At 53.5% G+C, this 21450-nt stretch carries 20 protein-coding genes; 12 read left to right on the forward strand and 8 right to left on the reverse strand.

All coding sequences use genetic code 11. The features are described from left to right. Nucleotides 1-11 precede the first annotated feature (11 nt). The 6 genes from AA74_RS0119180 to pspA form a co-directional block, all read right to left on the reverse strand. Complete coding sequence (locus AA74_RS0119180) at nucleotides 12-1304, reverse strand: ABC transporter substrate-binding protein (protein WP_025913067.1); 1293 nt, start codon at nucleotides 1302-1304, stop codon at nucleotides 12-14. A 14-nt stretch (nucleotides 1305-1318) separates the two neighbouring features. Beyond that, nucleotides 1319-3016 carry a sugar phosphorylase gene (locus AA74_RS0119185; RefSeq protein ID WP_025913068.1) on the reverse strand — a complete coding sequence of 566 codons (1698 nt, stop codon included), beginning with the start codon at nucleotides 3014-3016 and terminating at the stop codon, nucleotides 1319-1321. Nucleotides 3017-3212: 196 nt separating this feature from the next. Beyond that, nucleotides 3213-3437: a phage shock protein PspD gene (gene pspD, locus AA74_RS0119190; protein ID WP_023292260.1), complete on the reverse strand. Its 225-nt coding sequence runs from the start codon at nucleotides 3435-3437 to the stop codon at nucleotides 3213-3215. Between the two features lie 12 nt (nucleotides 3438-3449). Beyond that, nucleotides 3450-3809 (reverse strand): envelope stress response membrane protein PspC, encoded by a 360-nt coding sequence (gene pspC / locus AA74_RS0119195; RefSeq protein ID WP_008501237.1) that lies wholly within the window; start codon nucleotides 3807-3809, stop codon nucleotides 3450-3452. Next, nucleotides 3809-4033: an envelope stress response membrane protein PspB gene (gene pspB / locus AA74_RS0119200; protein ID WP_008501236.1), complete on the reverse strand. Its 225-nt coding sequence runs from the start codon at nucleotides 4031-4033 to the stop codon at nucleotides 3809-3811. Before pspB ends, pspC begins: the two co-directional genes overlap by 1 nt. Before the next feature lie 49 nt (nucleotides 4034-4082). Further along, entirely contained in the window at nucleotides 4083-4751 is a 669-nt protein-coding gene (gene pspA, locus AA74_RS0119205) for a phage shock protein PspA (RefSeq protein WP_025913069.1), read from the reverse strand. A 151-nt stretch (nucleotides 4752-4902) separates the two neighbouring features. Between pspA and pspF the strand changes: the two genes are divergently transcribed. The 8 genes from pspF to AA74_RS0119245 all read left to right on the forward strand — a co-directional run bounded on the left by pspF (nucleotide 4903) and on the right by AA74_RS0119245 (nucleotide 13608). Then, nucleotides 4903-5895, forward strand: coding sequence for a phage shock protein operon transcriptional activator (pspF, locus tag AA74_RS0119210; protein WP_162790895.1), 993 nt, complete (start codon nucleotides 4903-4905; stop codon nucleotides 5893-5895). Nucleotides 5896-5976: 81 nt separating this feature from the next. Beyond that, the gene (locus AA74_RS0119215; protein WP_008501233.1) at nucleotides 5977-6252 is read left to right on the forward strand and encodes a hypothetical protein; all 276 of its coding nucleotides are present in this window, start codon (nucleotides 5977-5979) and stop codon (nucleotides 6250-6252) included. A 986-nt stretch (nucleotides 6253-7238) separates the two neighbouring features. Continuing rightward, nucleotides 7239-8879, forward strand: coding sequence for an ABC transporter substrate-binding protein SapA (gene sapA / locus AA74_RS0119220; RefSeq protein WP_025913071.1), 1641 nt, complete (start codon nucleotides 7239-7241; stop codon nucleotides 8877-8879). Then, on the forward strand, nucleotides 8876-9841 hold the full coding sequence (gene sapB / locus AA74_RS0119225) for a putrescine export ABC transporter permease SapB (protein WP_008501230.1): 966 nt from the start codon (nucleotides 8876-8878) through the stop codon (nucleotides 9839-9841). The genes sapA and sapB overlap by 4 nt, the downstream gene beginning before the upstream one ends. Continuing rightward, nucleotides 9828-10718 (forward strand): putrescine export ABC transporter permease SapC, encoded by an 891-nt coding sequence (gene sapC / locus AA74_RS0119230; RefSeq protein WP_025913072.1) that lies wholly within the window; start codon nucleotides 9828-9830, stop codon nucleotides 10716-10718. The genes sapB and sapC overlap by 14 nt, the downstream gene beginning before the upstream one ends. Next, nucleotides 10718-11710 (forward strand): putrescine export ABC transporter ATP-binding protein SapD, encoded by a 993-nt coding sequence (gene sapD, locus AA74_RS0119235; RefSeq protein ID WP_008501228.1) that lies wholly within the window; start codon nucleotides 10718-10720, stop codon nucleotides 11708-11710. Before sapC ends, sapD begins: the two co-directional genes overlap by 1 nt. A 1-nt stretch (nucleotide 11711) precedes the next feature. Beyond that, nucleotides 11712-12518 (forward strand): putrescine export ABC transporter ATP-binding protein SapF, encoded by an 807-nt coding sequence (gene sapF / locus AA74_RS0119240; RefSeq protein WP_008501227.1) that lies wholly within the window; start codon nucleotides 11712-11714, stop codon nucleotides 12516-12518. Between the two features lie 148 nt (nucleotides 12519-12666). Further along, a complete protein-coding gene (locus AA74_RS0119245) occupies nucleotides 12667-13608 on the forward strand; it encodes an ATP-grasp fold amidoligase family protein (RefSeq protein ID WP_025913073.1) in 942 nt (313 codons plus the stop codon). Here AA74_RS0119245 and AA74_RS0119250 read toward each other — a convergent pair. Further along, nucleotides 13589-14653 carry an ATP-binding protein gene (locus AA74_RS0119250; protein ID WP_021240288.1) on the reverse strand — a complete coding sequence of 355 codons (1065 nt, stop codon included), beginning with the start codon at nucleotides 14651-14653 and terminating at the stop codon, nucleotides 13589-13591. The genes AA74_RS0119245 and AA74_RS0119250 overlap by 20 nt on opposite strands. Continuing rightward, nucleotides 14650-15354 (reverse strand): response regulator, encoded by a 705-nt coding sequence (locus AA74_RS0119255; RefSeq protein ID WP_008501224.1) that lies wholly within the window; start codon nucleotides 15352-15354, stop codon nucleotides 14650-14652. Before AA74_RS0119255 ends, AA74_RS0119250 begins: the two co-directional genes overlap by 4 nt. Before the next feature lie 271 nt (nucleotides 15355-15625). Here AA74_RS0119255 and AA74_RS0119260 point away from each other — a divergent pair, with 271 nt between their 5' ends. The 4 genes from AA74_RS0119260 to AA74_RS0119275 all read left to right on the forward strand — a co-directional run bounded on the left by AA74_RS0119260 (nucleotide 15626) and on the right by AA74_RS0119275 (nucleotide 21402). Continuing rightward, on the forward strand, nucleotides 15626-16012 hold the full coding sequence (locus AA74_RS0119260; protein WP_025913074.1) for a hypothetical protein: 387 nt from the start codon (nucleotides 15626-15628) through the stop codon (nucleotides 16010-16012). A 93-nt stretch (nucleotides 16013-16105) separates the two neighbouring features. Then, nucleotides 16106-19201: a multidrug efflux RND transporter permease subunit gene (locus AA74_RS0119265; protein WP_025913075.1), complete on the forward strand. Its 3096-nt coding sequence runs from the start codon at nucleotides 16106-16108 to the stop codon at nucleotides 19199-19201. 270 nt (nucleotides 19202-19471) lie between these two features. Further along, on the forward strand, nucleotides 19472-20260 hold the full coding sequence (fabI, locus tag AA74_RS0119270; protein WP_003856831.1) for an enoyl-ACP reductase FabI: 789 nt from the start codon (nucleotides 19472-19474) through the stop codon (nucleotides 20258-20260). Between the two features lie 155 nt (nucleotides 20261-20415). Beyond that, nucleotides 20416-21402 (forward strand): CMD domain-containing protein, encoded by a 987-nt coding sequence (locus AA74_RS0119275; protein WP_025913076.1) that lies wholly within the window; start codon nucleotides 20416-20418, stop codon nucleotides 21400-21402. Nucleotides 21403-21450: the final 48 nt, after the last annotated feature.

The raw sequence follows: 21450 nt of genomic DNA on the forward strand, positions 1-21450 counted from the left end.
GCAGAGCGCTCCTATCGTTGTGTAATGAGATCAGTCAGTCGCTTCTGGCTGCTGCTTAACGTTGTGTTAAGGTCCTTCTGCCCCACCGTGACGTTATGTACCATGGAGCTGATAATGCCGGAGCCCGTCACGTCGCCCATGCGGGTGAAGTTTTTATCCCCAACAGCGCCAAACACCTGCACGTTCGGGAACTGTGCAATCAGCTCATATGGCAACTGCCCAAACGCTTTAATCACGTCGTTGTTTTTCCAGGTATCCGTGCCCACCACCCCTTTGTTTACCGGCAGCGCCGCGCCCGGCGACATCATGACCCAGTCCGTCGCGTTTTGAGCCCGTTCCATCCAGGTAACAAACTTCTCGGCCGCTTTGGTCTCCTCTTCGGTTTGTCCGGTGGTGATCGTCAGCGAGGTGATCATGCCGTACACCGCCGATGAGTTTTCAGTCGGGACAACGAAGCCCAGGTTGGCAGGGTTTCCGTCCTTGTAGACGGCGGGCAGGATGTAGGTGGAGTAAACCGCCATCGGCGCAGAACCGTTCATGAAGGCGTCTTTGATCTCCATAACATCGTTCGAACCCGGCATGGTGGTCGCAGCCAGCGCTTTATAAAACGCCAGCGCTTTGGCCATTTCCGGGGTATCGATGTCGACATTCCCTTTTGCATCAAACACGTTCGCGCCACCAGAAAGGGCAAACTGAGAGAACGACTGTTCGGTCATCACGCTTTCCGCAGTCGGTAACGCGATGCCGTAATGTTTTTTAGCCGGGTCGTTCAGGCGCTGGCTGGCTTGCAGAAGCTGTTCCCAGTTATGCGGCTCCTCAATGCCCGCCGCGGCCAGCACATCTTTGTGGTACCACACGCCGGAGAGCCAGGCGCTGATCGGCACGCCCGTCCAGGCTGCGCCATCTTCCGTGCGAACAACGCGCAAGATGCCGTCATAGAAGGTGTTTTCCCCCACCGCCTTAATTGCTTCAGCGATTGCGTCACGATCCAGAAGCTGTTCTTTATCCATCACTTTTGCATAGTCATGGCTGACCTCAATCACTTCAGGCAGCGCACCGGTTCGCGCCAGCGTAATCACCTTGGTGTTGTAGGCATCCTCTTCTACCGGTACCTGTTTTATCGTGATGCCCGGGTTCTCTTTCTCGAATTTATCGATCAGTTTCGTAATAACGGCCTGACGCTCCTGCTCTACCGACGAGTGCATAAACTCAATGGTGACAGAGGACGCTTTGTCATCCTTACAGCCTGATAACAGGGCGCACGAAACCAGTGCTGATATCAGCACAATTCTGGGTATTTTCATGTTTAAGGTCCTTTTTAGTTTTCTTTAATCCACAATACCTGCCATGGATTTAGGATCAGAGTCGTGTCGGTAATATCTTTTCCGCTAATCAATTCCCTTCCCGAGTGAATATCGGACTCAACCGTTTGAGAATTATCACTGAAATTAAACAACGCTGTTATTTTCTCACCGCAATCCGCCACGCGGACAATTTTTAAAACATGCTTCCCTGACGCACTGAAATAAGCCTCACTGTCAGGATGGAATGCTTTTTCCGCCCGGCGCAATACGATTAACTGACTTAACGCACTGTAAACCTGATAACGGAGACTATTTTTATCTTCAAGCGCGCAATCAATTTGACCCGCGGCATATTTTTCACGATTTATCGCACGGTTATATCCAAGACGCTCTACGCCATCATAATCATTACGGGAGCCGAGAATACTTTGAATATAAACCGCAGGCACGCCGGGGAAGCTTAACAGGACAGCATGGGCCAGAATAAACCGGGCAATGCGTTCGCTATCATGACTTTCTCGCGTACTTAAGGCATCCAGATAGGTCACGTTAATTTCATATGGGCTTCGTGTGCCATCCGGGTTATTTTTCCAGTTAACCAACGCACCTTCGGTCTGGAGCTTTTCTACAAGCGAAAGGATCTCCGACTCCGGTAAAATTCCGCGCAATGGGTTAAGACCAATGCCGTCATGCGAGGCCAGGAAGTTGAACCAGGTGGTTTTGGTGGAAGGCAACGCCAGCGACGCAGCCCACTGTCTCAGCGTGCTGACATCCTGGCTGTGCACCGCATGCAGCACCAGCGGAGGCAACGAGAACTGATAAACCATCTGCGCTTCATTTTCGCCGTTACCGAAGTAAGAGACGTTATCTTTATGCGGAACGTTCGTCTCGGTGATAATCACCGTGCCGGGGGCAACCGCCTCGGTAATGGCGCGGAAAAGCTGGATGAGCTGGTGGGTTTGCTCAAGGTGAATGCAGCTCGTTCCCGGTATTTTCCACATGAACCCTACGGCATCCAGTCGAATATACCGCGCCCCTTCAATAAGGTAATGCAGCAGCACGTCGACCATCGCAATCAGTACCTGCGGAGAGGCGAAGTTGAGATCGATCTGGTCCTCACTGAAGGTGGTCCACAGATGTCGCACGCTGCCATCATGAAGTGTGAAAGGCGTGAGAAGCGGTAAGGCGCGCGGACGCGTCACCGCGGATAAATCTGTCTCGGGATCGACAGAAATGAAGAAATCATCATATTCCGGCATTTGCTTCAGATAATTAGCAAACCAGGCACTTTTGGCCGACATATGATTGCAGACGAAATCAAACATCAAACTGGTTGACTGTTTTAATTCAGCAACGTCTCGCCATGTTCCCGTTTCAGGCGCAACTTCATGATAATCAATAACAGAAAAGCCATCGTCCGAAGACCACGGATAAAAAGGCAAAAGATGGACATGAGAAAAAGAATGCGAAAGCCATTTGTTATAAAAACGCGTAAAAACAGGGAGTGCTTTCTCCCCTTTCGCGGAAAACTGATCGGCATAGGTTATCAGAACGATATCTTTTTCGTCCCAGCCCATTTTACGCCTTTCCGTAATAACAGAGGCGGCCTTTTCAATATTTTCCAGCAGCATATGAAGATGTGCTTCAGAAAACGTTTTTCCATAAACAAGATTAATGAGTGCTTTAATTTTTTCGTTCACTTGATTTTCCATGGTAGCGGTCCCACGGAATGGCAATCTACTCCCATGAAAAATATCTGTCAACGGACCGGGCAGGAGAAAAATGCGATTGCAAAGCAGCTCAGCGCAATATTGTGAGCTGCCGCAAAGAAAGCAGGTGAAATGAGGAAGTGCGGGTAATCATCGCCAGCCCCTCTCCTGGAAGAGAAAGGGCTGCTGCGAGCGGAAACTACTGGGATAAGTAGCGGCGTGACAGCCGTTTCGCCACCTTTTGCAACAGCGGTTCGAGCGCCACGGCCAGTACCATTCTGACCGGCTTGCGGGCAACCGATTTAATCGCCCACCCCGCTACCCCAGCCGGACCGTAACGTAACGCGGTCATCAGGACCAGCTTACCTGCGATTTTCAGGCCGGGTTTTACCTTCTGACCGGCCTGTTGCCAGTGTTGTTTCATCTCATTTCTCTCTTAAAGCTGACGGAAACGACTTCTCAGCGTAAAGGTATCGGATGTGACATAACGTTCCATTTCCCGTAACCGCTTCTCACCGGCGGCGAGTTGCGCATCCACAGCATTGAGGAGATCGCTGCTGGTGGGAGCGCCTTCCGCCGCCAGTTCTCCTTCCGGCATCGGGTCAAGCACAAACGACAACACGATGTACGCAACCAGTGTAATAAATGCCAGACCGAAGAAGATCGACAGCACCGTCACCACGCGTACCAGCTTAACCGGGACGTCAAGATAGTGAGCCAGCCCGGCGCAGACGCCGCGCACCATGCCCTGCTGTGGAATTCGCCACAGCTTTTTGTTCAGATTCAGTCCAGACATTAACGGTCCCTCCAGTTTGGATGTTCAGCATCCAGGATGGCTTCCAGCGCCTGAATGCGTTCACGCATTTTGTTCGCCTCATCGGAGAGCTGTATCAGACGCTGTTGTTCACTCTGGGAAAGTTCGCCCCGTGAGGAACGGTTGCTGTAGTGCAGCCATAACCAAATCGGCAAAACGAACAGCACGAAAATCGTCAGGGGAATAGCCAGAAAAAGCGCGCTCATGTGTACTCCTTGTCTTACGATGCGGCACGTTCAGGTGCCGCAGGCATTATTATTGGTTGTCTTGCTTCATTTTGGCTTTCAGTGCCGCCAGCTGCTCGCTGATTTCATCATCGGCCTTGAGGTCAGCGAACTGTTGATCCAGGGACTTCTGCTTACCGATGCCGTGGCTTTCGGCTTCCGCTTCCATCTGGTCGATACGACGCTCAAACGATTCAAAACGGGCCATCGCTTCATCCAGCTTACCGCTGTCAAGCTGACGACGCACGCCGCGGGAGGAGCTTGCCGCCTGGTGACGCAGGGTCAGCGCCTGCTGACGCGCGCGGGTTTCGCTCAGCTTGTTTTCCAGCTCGCCAATCTCTTTCTTCATGCGGGTGAGCGTGTCATCCACCAGGGTCACTTCATGCTCGAGCGTCGCAACCAACTCTGCCAGCTTCTGTTTTTCGATCAGCGCCGCACGGGCCAGATCCTCTTTGTCTTTGCGCAGCGCGAGTTCTGCTTTTTCCTGCCATTCATTCAGCTGAGCGGTGGCCTGTTCAATACGACGCGTAAGCTGTTTTTTCTCAGCCAGCGCGCGGGCGGAGGTAGAGCGGACTTCAACCAGCGTGTCTTCCATCTCCTGAATCATCAGACGCACCAGCTTCTGCGGATCTTCCGCTTTCTCCAGCAGTGAGTTGATGTTGGCGTTCACGATGTCGGCAAAACGAGAAAAAATACCCATAATTGACTCCTCATAGTTCTGTTATCGGGCAATGCCCTGCTGTACAGATAATACAAACATCATGCCAAGTTTTTATCTTATTGATTTAACAGGCCATGGTTGATTTTCATGCAGTGAAGAACTATTCTTGCCTGGTGAATATCGCTAAGGAGTGGTTAATTTCATCATGCCCGGATACAAAGACAATTTACTCGGCGAAGCAAACAGCTTTCTGGAGGTGCTGGAACAGGTGTCTCGCCTGGCGCCGCTCAATAAACCGGTGCTGATTATCGGCGAGCGCGGTACGGGTAAGGAACTCATCGCCAACCGTCTGCACTACTTATCCGGGCGCTGGGACGGCCCCTTCATTTCCCTGAACTGCGCGGCGCTGAATGAAAACCTGCTCGATACCGAGCTCTTCGGCCATGAAGCGGGTGCGTTTACCGGCGCCCAGAAACGCCATCCCGGACGGTTTGAGCGCGCCGACGGCGGTACGCTGTTTCTTGATGAACTGGCCACCGCGCCCATGCTGGTGCAGGAGAAACTGCTGCGCGTGATTGAATACGGCGAGCTGGAGCGCGTCGGCGGTAGCCAGCCGCTCCAGGTGAACGTGCGCCTGGTGTGCGCCACTAACGCCAACCTGCCGGAGAGGGTGGCGGAGGAAACATTCCGTGCCGACCTGCTCGACCGCCTGGCCTTTGACGTCGTGCAGCTTCCTCCGCTGCGCGAGCGAAGAAGCGACATTATGCTGCTTGCAGACCAGTTTGCGATTCAGATGTGCCGTGAGCTCGGACTGCCGCTGTTCCCCGGCTTCAGCGATTATGCACGGGAGACGCTGCTCGCGTACCACTGGCCGGGCAATATCCGCGAGCTGAAAAACGTCGTGGAGCGTTCCGTCTATCGCCACGGCAGCAGCGAAACGGAGCTGGATAACATTATTATCGATCCTTTTCAGCGCAGCGCCCCGTCCTTGCCCCCACCAGCATCTCCAGGCGACGCCCCTGCTCTTCCCCTTGATTTGCGCCAGTTCCAGCACGACCAGGAGAAACAGCTGCTGGAGCAAAGCCTGAAGATGGCGAAATACAACCAGAAACGGGCGGCTGAACTGCTGGGTTTGACCTACCATCAGTTAAGGGCATTGCTCAAAAAGCATCAAATGCGATGACAGTGTCTATCACTTTAAAATTCACTTATTTTATGAAAAAAAAGCAATAGATGAATCAAGAAGAATAAGGATATTATTAAGATGGCTATTTTAGATTTTTTGATTTCTCTCGCATTCTGCTTAGGCGGTATTTTCTACATCTGGCATACAAGTAAAGCTCTGAGGACCGGAGTTTTTATTGGCTGGCTCAACGGAACCTATGAGAAGTATTATGTTTATTGCTCTAAACACCCCTGGAAATTCTATTTTAACCTTTTAACCATGGCGAGCGGTGGTTCGTTACTTTTAGCTGTCGGCATCATTTCACTTGATCAAAAAAACTTTATTTTCAAGACACTAAGCTCACTATTCCAGTGATGCGCTTGCTTCTGGGCACTCTTATTATTCATTATGTAGCTATCTCAGGACACTCTTTTGAATTAGTGAATTGCCTCATGGCTTATTATTTTACCGCCGTGAGCATTGACTTTTTTGACCACACGAATAGAGTCTGTGTAGAAAAAAAACGAAGCGTCATCCCACTGGCAGAATTCAATTTCACGCTTTAAGAATTCGTCATAATAGACAACCCCAGCCTTGCAACGGCAATGTTTTCCGCATGAAGGTCCTGGGTAGTTCATCCTGAAAGGGTAAGTTCCGCTAACTGTTTGCGTTGCACTTGAAACGATGATTGCTTCAGTGCTTTCCCAGAGTGTGAAAGATACGACACCCACTACAAACACAAAACAAGCCAGGAAAACTTAACGCGCTCCAGTTTACCCTCTTTGCTTTTGACGCGTGACGAAACGCGCCATGATGCAAAGGCACCTATAGCGACTGAAATCAAGATAATTCACCAATAAACAGAACCTGGTTCTATCAAGTACGCATCGCTTGTATAGATGTCAAGCCGACACATCCCGTAAAACCATAATCCCAGGCAAAAGTATGCAAACACTTCGCGTTTGGCGGGTAGTCTGAATGCCATAATTTGTTTTACTTTAGTAAAAAATCATAATATATCAGACACATATTACAATTAAAATGATATCGCACCTGGAATGTACCCTGCATTCCTGTCATTTTACCCAGCGAAGACGTAACTATACCGACCGACTTTGCGAAACCCTGTCTGCCGGGTTAAATCCTTCGTTTATAGCGAGTCAGATACGCCACGAAAATGCTAAGATAGTCCATGAGGTATATTCAAAGTGGATTGCAGGTATGAACGTGCATCGGGTTGTGACGCTGAGTGACCGACTGCAAACGTTACTGCCCCATTATGCCCTCAGGCTTAAACGATACTGGATAATGTCGTTTAAAATTAGTAGGATAGCCACTTCATATTTAATACCTTAAAAATTATGCGTCTGGTTTTATCGTCCTTTTTTGCACTTGGTCTGTTTAGCAGCCTGGGCTTTGCCGCGCCCGGGCAAACGCCGCAGCCTGACATTCGTGACAGCGGCTTCGTCTATTGCGTAAGCGGCCAGGTGGATACCTTCAACCCGCAAAAAGCGGGCAGCGGCCTGATTGTGGATACCCTTGCCGCGCAGCTTTACGATCGTCTGCTGGATGTAGACCCGTACACTTACCGTCTCGTGCCCGAGCTTGCGGAAAGCTGGGAAGTGCTGGATAACGGCGCAACCTACCGTTTTCACCTGCGCGATGATGTTGCGTTTCAGCGCACGCCGTGGTTTACCCCCTCGCGCAAGCTGAATGCGGATGACGTGGTCTTCACCTTCCAGCGTATCTTCAACCGCAATCACCCGTGGCATAACGTTAACGGCAGCAATTTCCCCTATTTCGACAGCCTGCAGTTTGCCGACACAGTGAAAAGCGTGCGCAAGCTGGACAACCGCACGGTTGAATTCACGCTGACGCGCCCGGATGCCTCATTCCTGTGGCATCTGGCAACCCACTATGCGTCCGTCATGTCGGCCGAATACGCGGCGAAGCTGACGAAAAAAGATCGTCAGGAACTGCTCGATCGTCAGCCGGTCGGCACCGGTCCGTTCCAGCTGGCCGAATACCGCGCCGGGCAATATATTCGTCTGCAGCGCCACGAGCATTTCTGGCGGGGTACGCCGCTGATGCCGCAGGTGGTGGTCGATCTGGGTTCCGGCGGGACGGGACGTCTGTCAAAACTGCTCACCGGGGAATGTGACGTGCTTGCCTGGCCCGCGGCCAGCCAGCTCACGATTTTGCGCGACGATCCGCGCCTGCGTCTGACGCTACGCCCGGGGATGAACATCGCCTATCTGGCCTTTAACACCGATAAGCCGCCGTTGAATAACCCTGCCGTTCGTCACGCCCTTGCGCTGGCCATCAACAACCAGCGCCTGATGCAGTCGATTTATTACGGTACGGCGGAAACCGCCGCCTCAATTTTACCGCGCGCCTCGTGGGCCTACGACGGTGAGGCTAAAATTACGGAATACAATCCGGCAAAAGCGCGCGAACAGCTGAAAGCGCTGGGCGCAGAAAACCTTACGCTGCAGCTTTGGGTGCCGACCAGCTCCCAGGCGTGGAACCCGAGCCCGCTCAAGACCGCCGAACTGCTGCAGGCGGATATGGCGCAGGTGGGCGTAAAAGTGATCATCGTACCGGTTGAAGGCCGTTTCCAGGAGGCGCGCCTGATGGACATGAATCATGATTTAACCCTGACCGGCTGGGCCACCGACAGTAACGATCCGGACAGCTTCTTCCGCCCGCTGCTGAGCTGTGCGGCGATAAACTCGCAGACCAACTACGCCCACTGGTGTAACCGGGAGTTTGACGCCGTGCTGCAAAAAGCGCTGGCTTCCCAACAGCTGGCCTCGCGCATCGACGCCTATGATGAAGCGCAGAAGATCCTTGCCCAGGAACTCCCGGTGCTGCCGCTGGCCTCTTCCCTGCGCCTTCAGGCGTATCGCTATGATATTAAAGGCCTGGTGCTGAGCCCGTTTGGCAACGCCTCGTTCGCCGGCGTGTCGCGTGAAAAAGAACAAGAGGTGAAAAAACCATGATTATTTTTACCTTGCGTCGGCTCCTGTTGCTGCTGGTGACGCTCTTTTTCCTCAACTTTGTCGGCTTTAGCCTGAGCTATTTCACGCCCCACGCCCCGCTCCAGGGATCGTCGCTGTGGGATGCCTGGCTCTTCTGGTTTAACGGGCTGCTGCACTGGGATTTCGGCGTATCCAGCATTAACGGGCAGCTGATTTCCGAGCAGTTGAAAGAGGTTTTCCCGGCCACGATGGAGCTGTGCATTCTGGCCTTCGGGTTTGCCCTGATGGTCGGGATCCCCGTGGGCATGCTGGCCGGGATATATCGCAACAAATGGCAGGATAAGTTTATCAGCGCCCTCGCCCTGCTTGGCTTCTCCATCCCGGTCTTCTGGCTGGCGCTTCTGCTGACGCTTTTCTTCTCGCTGACAATGGGCTGGCTACCGGTTTCTGGCCGTTTTGACCTGCTCTACACGGTTAAATCGGTGACGGGCTTTGCCATCATCGATGCGTGGCTGTCTGATTCGGTGTGGCGTCACGAGATGATCGTCAGCGCCCTGCGCCATATGGTATTGCCGGTGCTGACGCTGGCGGTTGCGCCAACAACCGAAGTGATCCGCCTGATGCGCCTGAGCACCATCGAGGTGTTTGACCAGAACTATGTCAAAGCCGCCGCCACGCGCGGACTGTCGCGCCTGACCATACTGCGCCGCAACGTCCTGCACAACGCGCTGCCGCCGGTTATTCCGCGTCTGGGATTACAGTTTTCCACCATGCTCACGCTGGCCATGATCACCGAGATGGTCTTTAGCTGGCCTGGCCTCGGGCGGTGGCTTATTAACGCTATCCGCCAGCAGGACTACGCCGCGATTTCCGCAGGGGTGATGGTGATTGGTTCGCTGGTGATTATTGTTAACGTGTTGTCCGATATTCTGGGTGCCATGGCTAACCCGTTGAAGCATAAGGAATGGTATGCCCTACGATAACGTATACAGTGAAAAGCGCACGCCCGGTGTGCTGCGTACCGTGTGGCGTAAATTCTATGGTGATACCACGGCAATGATCGGCCTTTATGGCTGCGCCGGTCTGGTGTTGCTCTGTGTCTTTGGCTCCTGGTTTGCGCCTTATGGCATTGACCAGCAGTTCCTTGGCTATCAGCTGCTGCCGCCGTCCTGGTCCCGCTACGGAGAGGTCTCCTTCTTCCTGGGAACGGACGACCTCGGACGTGACGTGTTGAGCCGCCTGCTGAGCGGTGCGGCCCCGACGGTGGGCGGCGCGTTTGTGGTGACGCTCGCGGCCACGATCTGCGGGCTGGCGCTGGGTATTTTTGCGGGATCCACGCATGGCCTGCGTTCAGCGGTGCTTAACCACATTCTGGATACGTTGCTGTCGATTCCGTCTCTGCTGCTGGCGATCGTTGTGGTTGCCTTTGCCGGTCCGCACCTGTCGCATGCCATGTTCGCCGTCTGGCTGGCTATCCTGCCCCGCATCGTGCGCTCGGTTTACAGCATGGTGCATGACGAGCTGGAAAAAGAGTATGTCGTCGCTGCGCGTCTGGACGGCGCGACCACCTTCAACATTCTGTGGTTTGCCGTGCTGCCTAACATCGCGTCCGGGCTGGTCACCGAGATCACCCGCGCCCTGTCGATGGCGATTCTGGACATCGCGGCGCTCGGCTTCCTCGACCTCGGCGCGCAGCTGCCGTCGCCTGAATGGGGTGCGATGCTCGGTGACGCGCTGGAGTTAATTTACGTGGCGCCGTGGACGGTTATGCTGCCGGGTGCGGCCATTATGGTGAGCGTGCTGCTGATCAACCTGCTGGGCGACGGTATTCGCCGTGCAATTAACGCGGGGGTGCAATAATGCCGCTTCTTGATATTCGCAACCTCACCATTGAATTCAAAACCGGTGAAGGCTGGGTTAAAGCCGTCGATCGCATCAGTATCACCCTCGCGGAAGGTGAAATCCGCGGGCTGGTGGGGGAATCCGGCTCAGGCAAAAGCCTGATCGCCAAAGCCATCTGCGGCGTGGCGAAAGATAACTGGCGCGTCACCGCCGACCGTATGCGGTTTGATGATATCGACCTGCTGCGCCTCTCTCCCCGCGAGCGGCGTAAGCTGGTCGGGCATAACGTCTCGATGATTTTCCAGGAGCCGCAGTCCTGTCTCGACCCGTCCGAGCGCGTGGGCAAACAGCTGATGCAAAACATCCCCGGCTGGACCTATAAAGGCCGCTGGTGGCAACGCGTGGGCTGGCGCAAGCGTCGCGCCATTGAGCTTTTACACCGCGTCGGGATCAAAGATCACAAAGATGCGATGCGCAGCTTCCCGTACGAGCTGACCGACGGTGAATGTCAGAAAGTGATGATTGCCATCGCGCTGGCCAATCAGCCGCGTTTGCTGATTGCGGATGAACCGACGAACGCGATGGAGCCCACCACGCAGGCGCAAATCTTCCGCCTGCTGTCGCGTCTTAACCAGAACAACAACACCACCATTTTGCTGATCAGCCATGACCTGCAAATGCTCAGCAAATGGGCGGATAAAATTGATGTGATGTACTGCGGACAAACGGTCGAAACCGCGCCGAGTGAAGACCTGATCACCGCGCCGCACCACCCGTATACGCAGGCGCTAATCCGCGCTATTCCCGATTTTGGCAGCGCCATGCCGCATAAGAGCCGCCTGAATACCCTGCCCGGGGCGATTCCGCTGCTGGAATCGTTGCCGATAGGCTGTCGTCTGGGGCCGCGTTGCCCGTATGCGCAGCGTAAATGTATCGAGACGCCACGCCTGACCGGGGCCAAAAATCATCTTTACGCCTGTCATTTCCCGCTGAACATGGAGAGAGAGTGAAATGGTCGAAACCTTGCTGGAAGTCCGCAACCTGAGTAAGACCTTTCGCTACCGCACGGGGCTGTTTCATCGTCAAACTGTCGACGCGGTAAAACCGCTCAGCTTTACCCTGCGTGAAAAACAGACCCTGGCAATCATCGGCGAGAACGGTTCCGGGAAATCCACCCTTGCGAAAATGCTCGCCGGTATGGTTGAACCGACTGCAGGCGAAGTATTGATTGACGATCACCCTCTCACGTTCGGGGATTACTCTTTCCGCAGCCAGCGCATCCGCATGATCTTTCAGGATCCGTCGACCTCGCTCAACCCGCGCCAGCGCATTTCGCAGATCCTCGATTTTCCGCTGCGTCTGAACACCGACCTGGAGCCCGAGGCGCGCCGTAAGCGTATCTTCGAAACCCTGCGCATGGTTGGGCTGTTACCGGATCACGAAAGCTACTACCCGCACATGCTGGCCCCCGGCCAGAAACAGCGTCTGGGTCTGGCGCGTGCGTTGATTTTGCGCCCGAAAGTGATTATTGCTGACGAAGCGCTTGCCTCGCTGGATATGTCGATGCGTTCGCAGCTGATTAACCTGATGCTGGAGCTGCAGGAAAAACAGGGCATCTCGTATATCTACGTCACCCAGCATCTGGGGATGATGAAGCACATCAGCGATCAGGTGATGGTTATGCACCAGGGTGAAGTGGTTGAACGCGGCAGCACGGCGGATGTGATGGCCTCCCCGCTTCACGAGCTGACAAAACGGCTGATAGCCGGTCATTTCGGTGAAGCACTGACGGCCGATGCGTGGCGCAAAGATCGGTAAACAAACGTTGCACCGCTTAATAAGGATTAAATAGCCTTAATACGCTGTTTAATCCTTAACTTTTTCATCTCCATAGCTGCTCCATATTCTCAGCAAAATACATCAACAGTTCTTCTCCAGAATATCCGGACATTACGAAGGAGAAGAAATGAACAACGCCACTTACGTTCTCAAATATACCGAGTACCTCATCAGAAAATGTCGTTCATTTTTAATGACGGACCTGTACTTTCATACTGTGAGGCTCAAGAAAACATCGGGGAAGCACCCTGACATTAAATCCCCCACGACCTTGAGTGAAAAAATATGTCATCGTCTGGTTTATGACCACAATAACGTCTATACCCTGCTTGCCGATAAACTCGCCGTTCGGGAATACGTAATCTCCAGAACAACGCGTGCGAAAACGGTGCCATTACTTGGCGTGTACAGCAAGGTGTCCCAGATTGATTTTTCGACGCTCCCTGAAAAATTTGTCCTTAAGTGCAACCATGACAGTGGCAGCACAATAATATGTACGAACAAAGCGCAATTTAACGTCAGGGAAGCGTGTAAAAAACTCAGTCTCGCGTTAAAGAAAAATATGTACTACACCACGCGCGAATGGCAGTACAAAAACATTACGCCAAAAATACTTTGCGAACCGTATGTCGATCTCTTCGATGATGCAGACAGGAACACAGCGCCCGAAATGCTAAGGATCCATTGCTTTCATGGCGTTGCCCACTATGTTGAAGCGGATTTTACGGATGACAGCGGCAAAGGTTTCATCAACGTTTACGACAGGTACTGGAACTTACAACCCTTTCAGATGGAATATCCGAATACACCGTTGGCGCCAGGCGAACCGGCCTTGTTCCGACAAGCGTTGCTGGCATCCCAGGAGCTGGCGGATGGCATTGACTACTGCCGCGTTGACCTCATGCTAAAAAAAGATGAAATCTATTTCAGTGAAATAACCTTAAGTCCGAGACGCGGTAAACTGTCGATTACCCCGCAGGAATGGGATGCTAAGCTAGGAAAAATATGGCATTTACCGCCGGCAGGCACATTTGACCTGCCGCTGACGCTCACGAGTCGGGCCAGGTGAGTTTAAATATCGAATGGTTTTGCGTTGATAAGGTATAGGTAACATCGCCACCATGCGCCAGCATGATGGCTTTTACCACCGACAAGCCCAAACCACAGCCTTCCGGGTTCAACTGTCTGGCGCCGTTATCGCGCTGAAAGGGCTGAAACAGGAAGTCATGAAACTCCCTGGGAATACCCGGTCCCCCATCCTGAATCAGGATAAAATTGCCTTTATCCGAAACACCATTTTTAACCGTGAGCTTGCGCGAAGTTGAATAGTGTAAGGCATTGTCAAATAAAACGGTCAGACACTGATTGATGCGTAAGGGATCGAATACGCACTGCTGCTCCCTCAGTTCGGTATGGACGGTAAATGCCTTACGGTTGAACTCGGGCATGAAGGTATCGAGCGCGTCCTGTATTGTCCCTTTCAGATCCGTTCTGGCCTGGTATAACGTGTATCCTGCCCCGCCATCCGAACTGATAACCCGGAGATCTTCAATCAGACGGGTTAATCCTTCCGTCTGTTTGAGGAGGTTAGTAAACAGCACCGGGTCCGGGGTAAACACCCCGTCAACCAGCCCCTGAAGCCTTCCGCGTAAAATGGTGACCGGGGTCCTGAGTTCATGCGCAATCGCAGCATTCCAGGATTTCCGCTGGATATCCAGCGTTTGCAGCTTTTCTGCCATTTCATTGAAATCCGTAACCAGGTGATTGATCTCTCCCAGCCGGGAACTGGCACAGAATGCCCTGGCGTCCAGATCGCCCTGAGAAATTTTTTTCAGGCTGGACGCGACCGCGTTTAGCGGGGTGAGTATTCGCGATGAAAGTTTGACCGTAAAGAATACGGCAATGATCAGGCTGATCGTTGTCGCGGTCCCAATCCATACCCAGTCCCACATCGTCATCTGCTCGTCATCGCCCGCAGCAGGGCCGCCGGGAAGATGATCCAGAATAAAGGAGTAAAAAAACCAGGAGCCCAATATGGCGATGGCAATTATCGTAAACGTCAGCAACAGCATATACGTTAAGATCTGACGACTCAGGACAGACTCTTTATTCATTTCTTTTCCCCAAGCCGGTAACCCATGCCCCTGATGCTCTCGGGAACGCCATAAAGACCGGCCAGCTCCAGTTTTTTTCGCAGCTTGCTCATATGGCTGTCGACGGTTCTGTCGAGCGTATCGCCTTCCGGCAAACACGCGTTGAGCAACTCTTCACGGGAACAGACCTTGCGCGGATACCGCACCAGGTAAGAAAGCAACTTAAATTCGGTCGTCGTTAAGACCGGGGAGATAACCTCGGGCCCCGCAGTAACCTCCACGTAGAAATCATCCGGATAGACCGTAATGAATGGCGTTCTGAGCGGCAGGGCCCCCGCCTGCTGAAGCGCAGGCTTTGTTCTACGCAGCACCGCCTCAACCCGTGCGACAACTTCCGAAGGGTTGAAGGGTTTGATGACGTAATCATCCGCGCCGAGCCTCAGTCCCATAAGTTTATCGACGTCCTGATCGAGAGCGGAAACCATAATGACGGGGACAGCGCTTTCATGGCGAAGCGTGGTAAGCACGCTCCAGCCGTCACACACGGGCAGGTGAATGTCCAGCAAGATGAGATCCGGTTTATGGAGGCGATTGAGCGTTATCGCCTGCTCGCCCTGCCTGGCCCTGAGCGTTTTCATTCCCGAACGCTCTAAGTAGCTCATCAGTATATCGGCGATTTCGTCTTCATCTTCAACAACAAGGATCAGCGTATTTTTGTTCATATTATCTCCGCGGGTGAAATCCCTTTAAGCACGCTATCAGATATCTTGAGCACAATAAGACACAGCCTCCGGGAAAAAGTGCCGTAGTCACGAAAATTTCCCGGTTGATTTAAATGCCCGGTTATTTCTCCACACAGCCTACACATTCAGTCAATAAAGACTCGACAATGTCCGTTCAAAATCGCTAATGAGGCATAACGCGTTGTGCATTGCGGGCTGCAAATTACCACTGTTTCTTAAAGATTTTATGAAGTTGGCTGAAATAATGAACATGGAACTTTCTAAATATTTTTCTCCTAAAAAACTGGGTATATATTTCCTGTTTCTGCTGCTGTCGTGGGGATTACTTTATACCTGGCTGGTGCTGGTACACAGAGTGGATGAGAAAGTCGCCTCGACACTGCTCTCTTCACCCCTTATCTATGGCTGCATCGCATTGTCAGTGGTTTCTCTGGTCATACAAAATAAAGCCGGCGCGTTCATTGAGCTACTTATCATCGCCTTCTGGCTGATGGTGATTTTTGTTTATCTCATTATTACGTTCACCGTGCTGTTAAACGCGATGCCCGATATTGAGGATCTGATCTTTTACTATGAGTGTTATTTGATCATTTTTTTTGGTGGAGCACCGCTGTACCTCATTATGAGAATGATCTGAGCCCTTGCTCCACACATCCTCCATAAACCGCCCACTTCCGCTAAACAGGTGCGCGGTAGACTTTCTACCTCACTCTTTTGCACAAAAAAACCAATGCCTCATTTTTTTATTGACCGCCCTATTTTCGCCTGGGTCGTGGCGCTGTTTATCGTCCTGACGGGTCTCCTGTCTATTCCTCGTTTGCCGGTTGCGCAGTATCCGGCGGTGGCACCGCCGGGCATCATTATTTCCGTCAGTTACCCGGGGGCCAGCCCCGATATCATGAATACGTCGGTAGTATCGTTAATCGAGCGCGAAATCTCTGGCGTAGACAATTTGCTCTACTTCGAATCATCCAGCGACACAACCGGTTCGGCGTCTATTACCGTCACATTTAAACCCGGCACGGACATCAAGCTGGCACAGATGGATCTGCAGAACCAGATTAAGATCGTCGAGCCTCGTCTTCCTCAGGCGGTAAGACAAAACGGCATTAACGTCGAGGCCGCTAATTCTGGATTTTTAATGATGGTGGGGCTGAAGTCCACCAGCGGTCAATTCGAGGAAGCCGACTTAAGCGACTATTTTGCCCGAAACGTCAGTGACGAGCTTCGTCGCGTGCCCGGCGTAGGGAAAGTTCAGCTGTTTGGCGGCGAAAAAGCGCTGCGTATCTGGCTGGATCCGATGAAGCTCCACAGCTACGGCCTCTCGGTGAGCGATGTTCTCACCGCTGTTGGCCAGCAAAATGCCCTGGTTTCGCCCGGCAAAACGGGAGATGAACCAGCATCTGCGGGACAAGGCGTAACGTATCCCATCACCGTGAAGGGGCAACTCACTTCGGTAGAGGCGTTCAGAAACATTACCCTGAAATCAGATGCATCGGGCGCGAGGCTGAAACTGTCCGACGTCGCGCGCGTTGAGTCGGGCCTGCAAAGTTACGCTTTCGGTATCCGCGAAAATGGCGTGTCCGCAACGGCGGCGGCAATCCAGCTGTCGCCGGGTGCCAACGCAATGAGTACAGCTTCAGGCGTACGCGCGCGCATCGACGAGCTTTCCCAGGTGTTACCGGAAGGAATGGCGTTTACGGTTCCCTTCGATACCGCGCCGTTTGTGAAACTTTCTATCATGAAGGTGGTTCAGACATTTGTCGAAGCGATGGTCCTGGTCTTCCTGGTGATGCTTCTGTTTCTGCACAAGATACGCTGTACGCTTATCCCGGCGATTGTTGCTCCCGTCGCACTTCTTGGCACCTTCACGGTGATGTTATTGAGCGGATACTCCATCAATATTCTGACGATGTTCGGCATGGTGCTGGCGATAGGGATTATCGTTGATGATGCCATTGTGGTAGTGGAGAACGTCGAACGACTGATGGCGGAAAAAAGCCTCTCCCCACGGGACGCTACCCGGCAGGCCATGCAGGAGATCGCCCCGGCGATTATCGGGATCACGCTGGTGCTCACTGCCGTCTTTATCCCCATGGGGTTTGCTGAGGGTTCGGTCGGGATTATCTATCGACAATTTTGTATTTCCATGGCGGTCTCCATACTGCTGTCCGCGTTTCTGGCCCTGACGCTGACGCCTGCCCTGTGCGCAACGTTACTCAAGCCGCACAAGGCAGGAAAGAGCGGAAGTGGAAGGTTCGCGGCCAGGTTTAACGCGCGCTTCCGTTTGCTCACCGTCTGTTACGAAGCCGGGCTGGGTGCCGTTCTGAAGCGAACCGGGCGTATGCTGCTCCTGTACGTTGCGCTCTGCACGGCGCTGTTTGTTGGATTGTCTTCGCTACCGTCGTCCTTTCTGCCGGATGAAGATCAGGGCTACTTTATGTCCTCTATCCAGCTGCCTTCTGATGCCACGATGCAGCGCACCCTCAACGTGGTTAAAAAATTTGAAGCGGAAATTGCGGCCCGGCCGGACATTGAAAGCAACATTATGATCCTGGGGTTTGGCTTTTCAGGTTCAGGACCGAATTCGGCTATGGCCTTCACCACGCTGAAGGACTGGAAAAATCGGCAGGGCTCGACGGCTCAGGATGAAGCCGACCACATACAGGCCAGCATGACGAACGTCACTGATGCCGTCACAATGAGCCTGCTCCCGCCGGCCATTTCGGATATGGGCACCTCCTCGGGCTTCACCTGGTACGTTCAGGACAGAGCGGGAGCGGGCTATGAGGCTCTAAAGAGGGCCGCCGACGCGCTGGTTCTGCAGGCTAATCAACGCCCTGAACTCAGCGATGTCTATATAGACGGTCTGCCGGAAGGAACCAGCCTTGCGCTCCTGGTTGACCGGGAAAAGGCTGAGGCGATGGGCGTCTCATTCGATGAAATCAACCAGACGCTCTCCGTCACCCTGGGCTCAAATTACGTCAACGACTATACGAACAACGGCCGCGTTCAACAGGTGATTATTCAGGCCGATGCCCCCTATCGAATGCAGCCCGAGCAGATACTGAAACTATCAGTGAAAAACCGGATGGGTGAGATGGTGCCGGTATCAACGTTTGCGACGATATCCTGGAACGTTGCGCCGCAGCAGTTGACGCGCTACCAGGGTTATTCTGCTATACGGATTACCGGAAGTGCGGCGTCAGGCGTATCCAGCGGCACCGCAATGAAGGCCATGGAGGGCTTGTCCAAGACTCTACCTCAGGGCATGGCGGGCGAGTGGGCCGGGAGTTCGCTACAGGAGATAAAATCGGAATCGCAGCTTCCGGGCCTGATCGCCCTGTCGATACTGGTCGTGTTTATGGTGCTCGCCGCCCTGTATGAGAGCTGGTCTATTCCTTTTGCGGTCATGCTGGTCGTTCCTCTGGGCCTTATCGGCGCGGTGATAGCGGTGTTTGTTGCCGGCATGACCAATGACGTGTTCTTTAAGGTCGGTCTGATTACGCTCATCGGCCTGTCGGCCAAGAACGCCATTCTGATTGTGGAGTTTGCCAGGCAGCTGCATCGCGAAGGGCAACCCCTGCTGGCGGCGACCATTCATGCCGCCAGTCAGCGTCTGCGCCCCATTCTGATGACATCGTTAGCCTTTACCTTAGGAGTTGTTCCTCTGATGCTGGCCACCGGTGCGAGCGACAGTACGCAGCATGCCATCGGTACCGGCGTATTTGGCGGCATGATTAGCGGTACGCTTCTCGCGATCTTCTTCGTACCGGTTTTCTTTATCGTTATTGCGCGCTTCATCGGCAACATCAGGAAAGCATGAACACCCTTGCGGGATCGCGCCTCCTCGCTGGTTGGATGAGGCGAAGCTGTTGCCGGGTGATATACTGGACGAATGCTGAAATTTCGCGCCCCCGAGAGTCCGCGGCGCATTCTTCGGGGCATGCGACTTCGGAGAAGTGCGAGAAATATCGTGACACAAAGGGCCGTGAGTGGGCTATAATTTCGAGCTAATTTCGAATGATTTTGAAATACTGCCTGTAACGCTATGAATTACAAGGCAAAATAAGCAATGAATATAAGGATTAAAGCTATGGGTTTTCTTTCCGGTAAGCGCATTCTGGTGACTGGCGTTGCCAGCAAACTGTCCATCGCATACGGCATCGCACAGGCAATGCATCGCGAAGGCGCTGAGCTGGCGTTCACCTACCAGAACGACAAGCTGAAAGGCCGTGTTGAAGAGTTTGCCGCGCAGCTGGGTTCCAGCATTGTTCTGGAATGTGACGTTGCACAAGACGAAAGCATCGACGGCATGTTTGCTGAACTGGCAAAAGCATGGCCGAAATTCGACGGTTTCGTTCACTCCATCGGCTTCGCGCCTGGCGACCAGCTGGACGGCGACTACGTGAACGCGGTAACCCGTGATGGCTTCAAAATCGCGCACGACATCAGCTCCTACAGCTTCGTTGCGATGGCGAAATCCTGCCGCGCGATGCTGAACCCGGGCGCAGCCCTGCTGACCCTGTCCTACCTGGGCGCAGAACGTGCGATCCCTAACTACAACGTAATGGGTCTGGCTAAGGCGTCTCTGGAAGCCAACGTACGCTACATGGCGAACGCAATGGGTCCTGAAGGCGTGCGCGTTAACGCCATTTCTGCGGGTCCAATTCGCACCCTGGCCGCTTCCGGTATTAAAGATTTCCGTAAAATGCTGGCACACTGCGAAGCGGTTACCCCGATTCGTCGTACTGTTACCATTGAAGATGTGGGTAACTCTGCAGCATTCCTGTGCTCTGACCTTTCCGCGGGTATCTCCGGCGAAGTGGTTCACGTTGACGGCGGCTTCAACATCGCTGCAATGAACGAGCTGGAAATTAAATAAGCTGTGACTCTCTTCCCGCCCGGGAAGAGAGTATTTCCCCCCCGCGTCACCCCTTCGTTATTCCGTTCTGCTATTTGTTATCACCTAACAATATTTTTCCCTTTATCTGCCTTACGCCAGGATATTGATCGCCATTTTGAGATCAAGGAACGCACATGGAACAACGCCGTTTTTCCGGCAAAGGCCACTGGTATCATGAAACCCAGTCAAACCACGCGCAGACGGATGTTCTGCCCCTGGTGCCCGAAGCCGCTAACGTCGACGATCGTTTTTTGCTCGATTTAGCCCTGCCTGATGAGATTGTCGCCGCCTGTTCTGGCTGGCTTACCCCTGCCAGAGCCTTATGCCACCAGCTGTTTCCGCTCTCAATTCCCGTGAACCGACTGCATACGCTCAGCGCTTACGATCGGCTCAGTACCGCGCTAACGGTCGCTCAGGCCTGCGGCGTTCAGCGGCTCTGTAACCATTACGCCGCCCTCCTCGCCCCGCTTCCCGGCCCGGACTCCTCGCGCGAAAGCAACCGCCGCCTGGCACAGATCACCCAGTATGCCCGCCAGCTCGCCAGCTCGCCTGATGTCATTGATGAAAAAGCCCGGAACCAGCTTGATGAGGTAGGCCTGTCCACGTACGACATCGTGGTGATTAACCAGATTATCGGCTTTATCGGTTTTCAGGCGCGCGTGGTCGCGATTTTTCAGGCGCTGTTGGGACATCCTGTTCGCTGGTTGCCGGGGCACCATATTCAGCCGCACACGCTTCCCGCGAGCCACGATGCGTGGATGCCGCTTTTACCCGTCGTCGAACTGCGCTACGCGAATGCGCATCAGCTGGAGTCCCTCTCCCGCTGGCAGGCCGAACCCGCGCTCGAGGCGTTGACGCCGGTGCTTTGTCATGAGCCGACGCTGCTCGACCTGACCGGAGAAATCCTGTTAAACAGCCGCGCGGAGATCCCGCAGACGTCACCCGCACTTTCGGCAGCGGTCGAACTGCTGACCCGCTCGCCGGACCGCTTCAGTGCCGCACAGTTTACCCCGCTCACGGATCAAGGACTCCAGGGCGAATATGCCATCACGCTGCTTACCCAAAGTGCGTTTGATGGCTGGCTTAATCGTCTGAAAGTGGCGTTTGGTAAAGAGGAATAACCACACTCATTACCCAAAGACCGCTTGCTGAGACAGTGAGAATCGCGT

The organism is Enterobacter sp. 5-4, assembly GCF_000612205.1.
In the GTDB taxonomy this organism is placed as follows: domain Bacteria; phylum Pseudomonadota; class Gammaproteobacteria; order Enterobacterales; family Enterobacteriaceae; genus Enterobacter; species Enterobacter roggenkampii.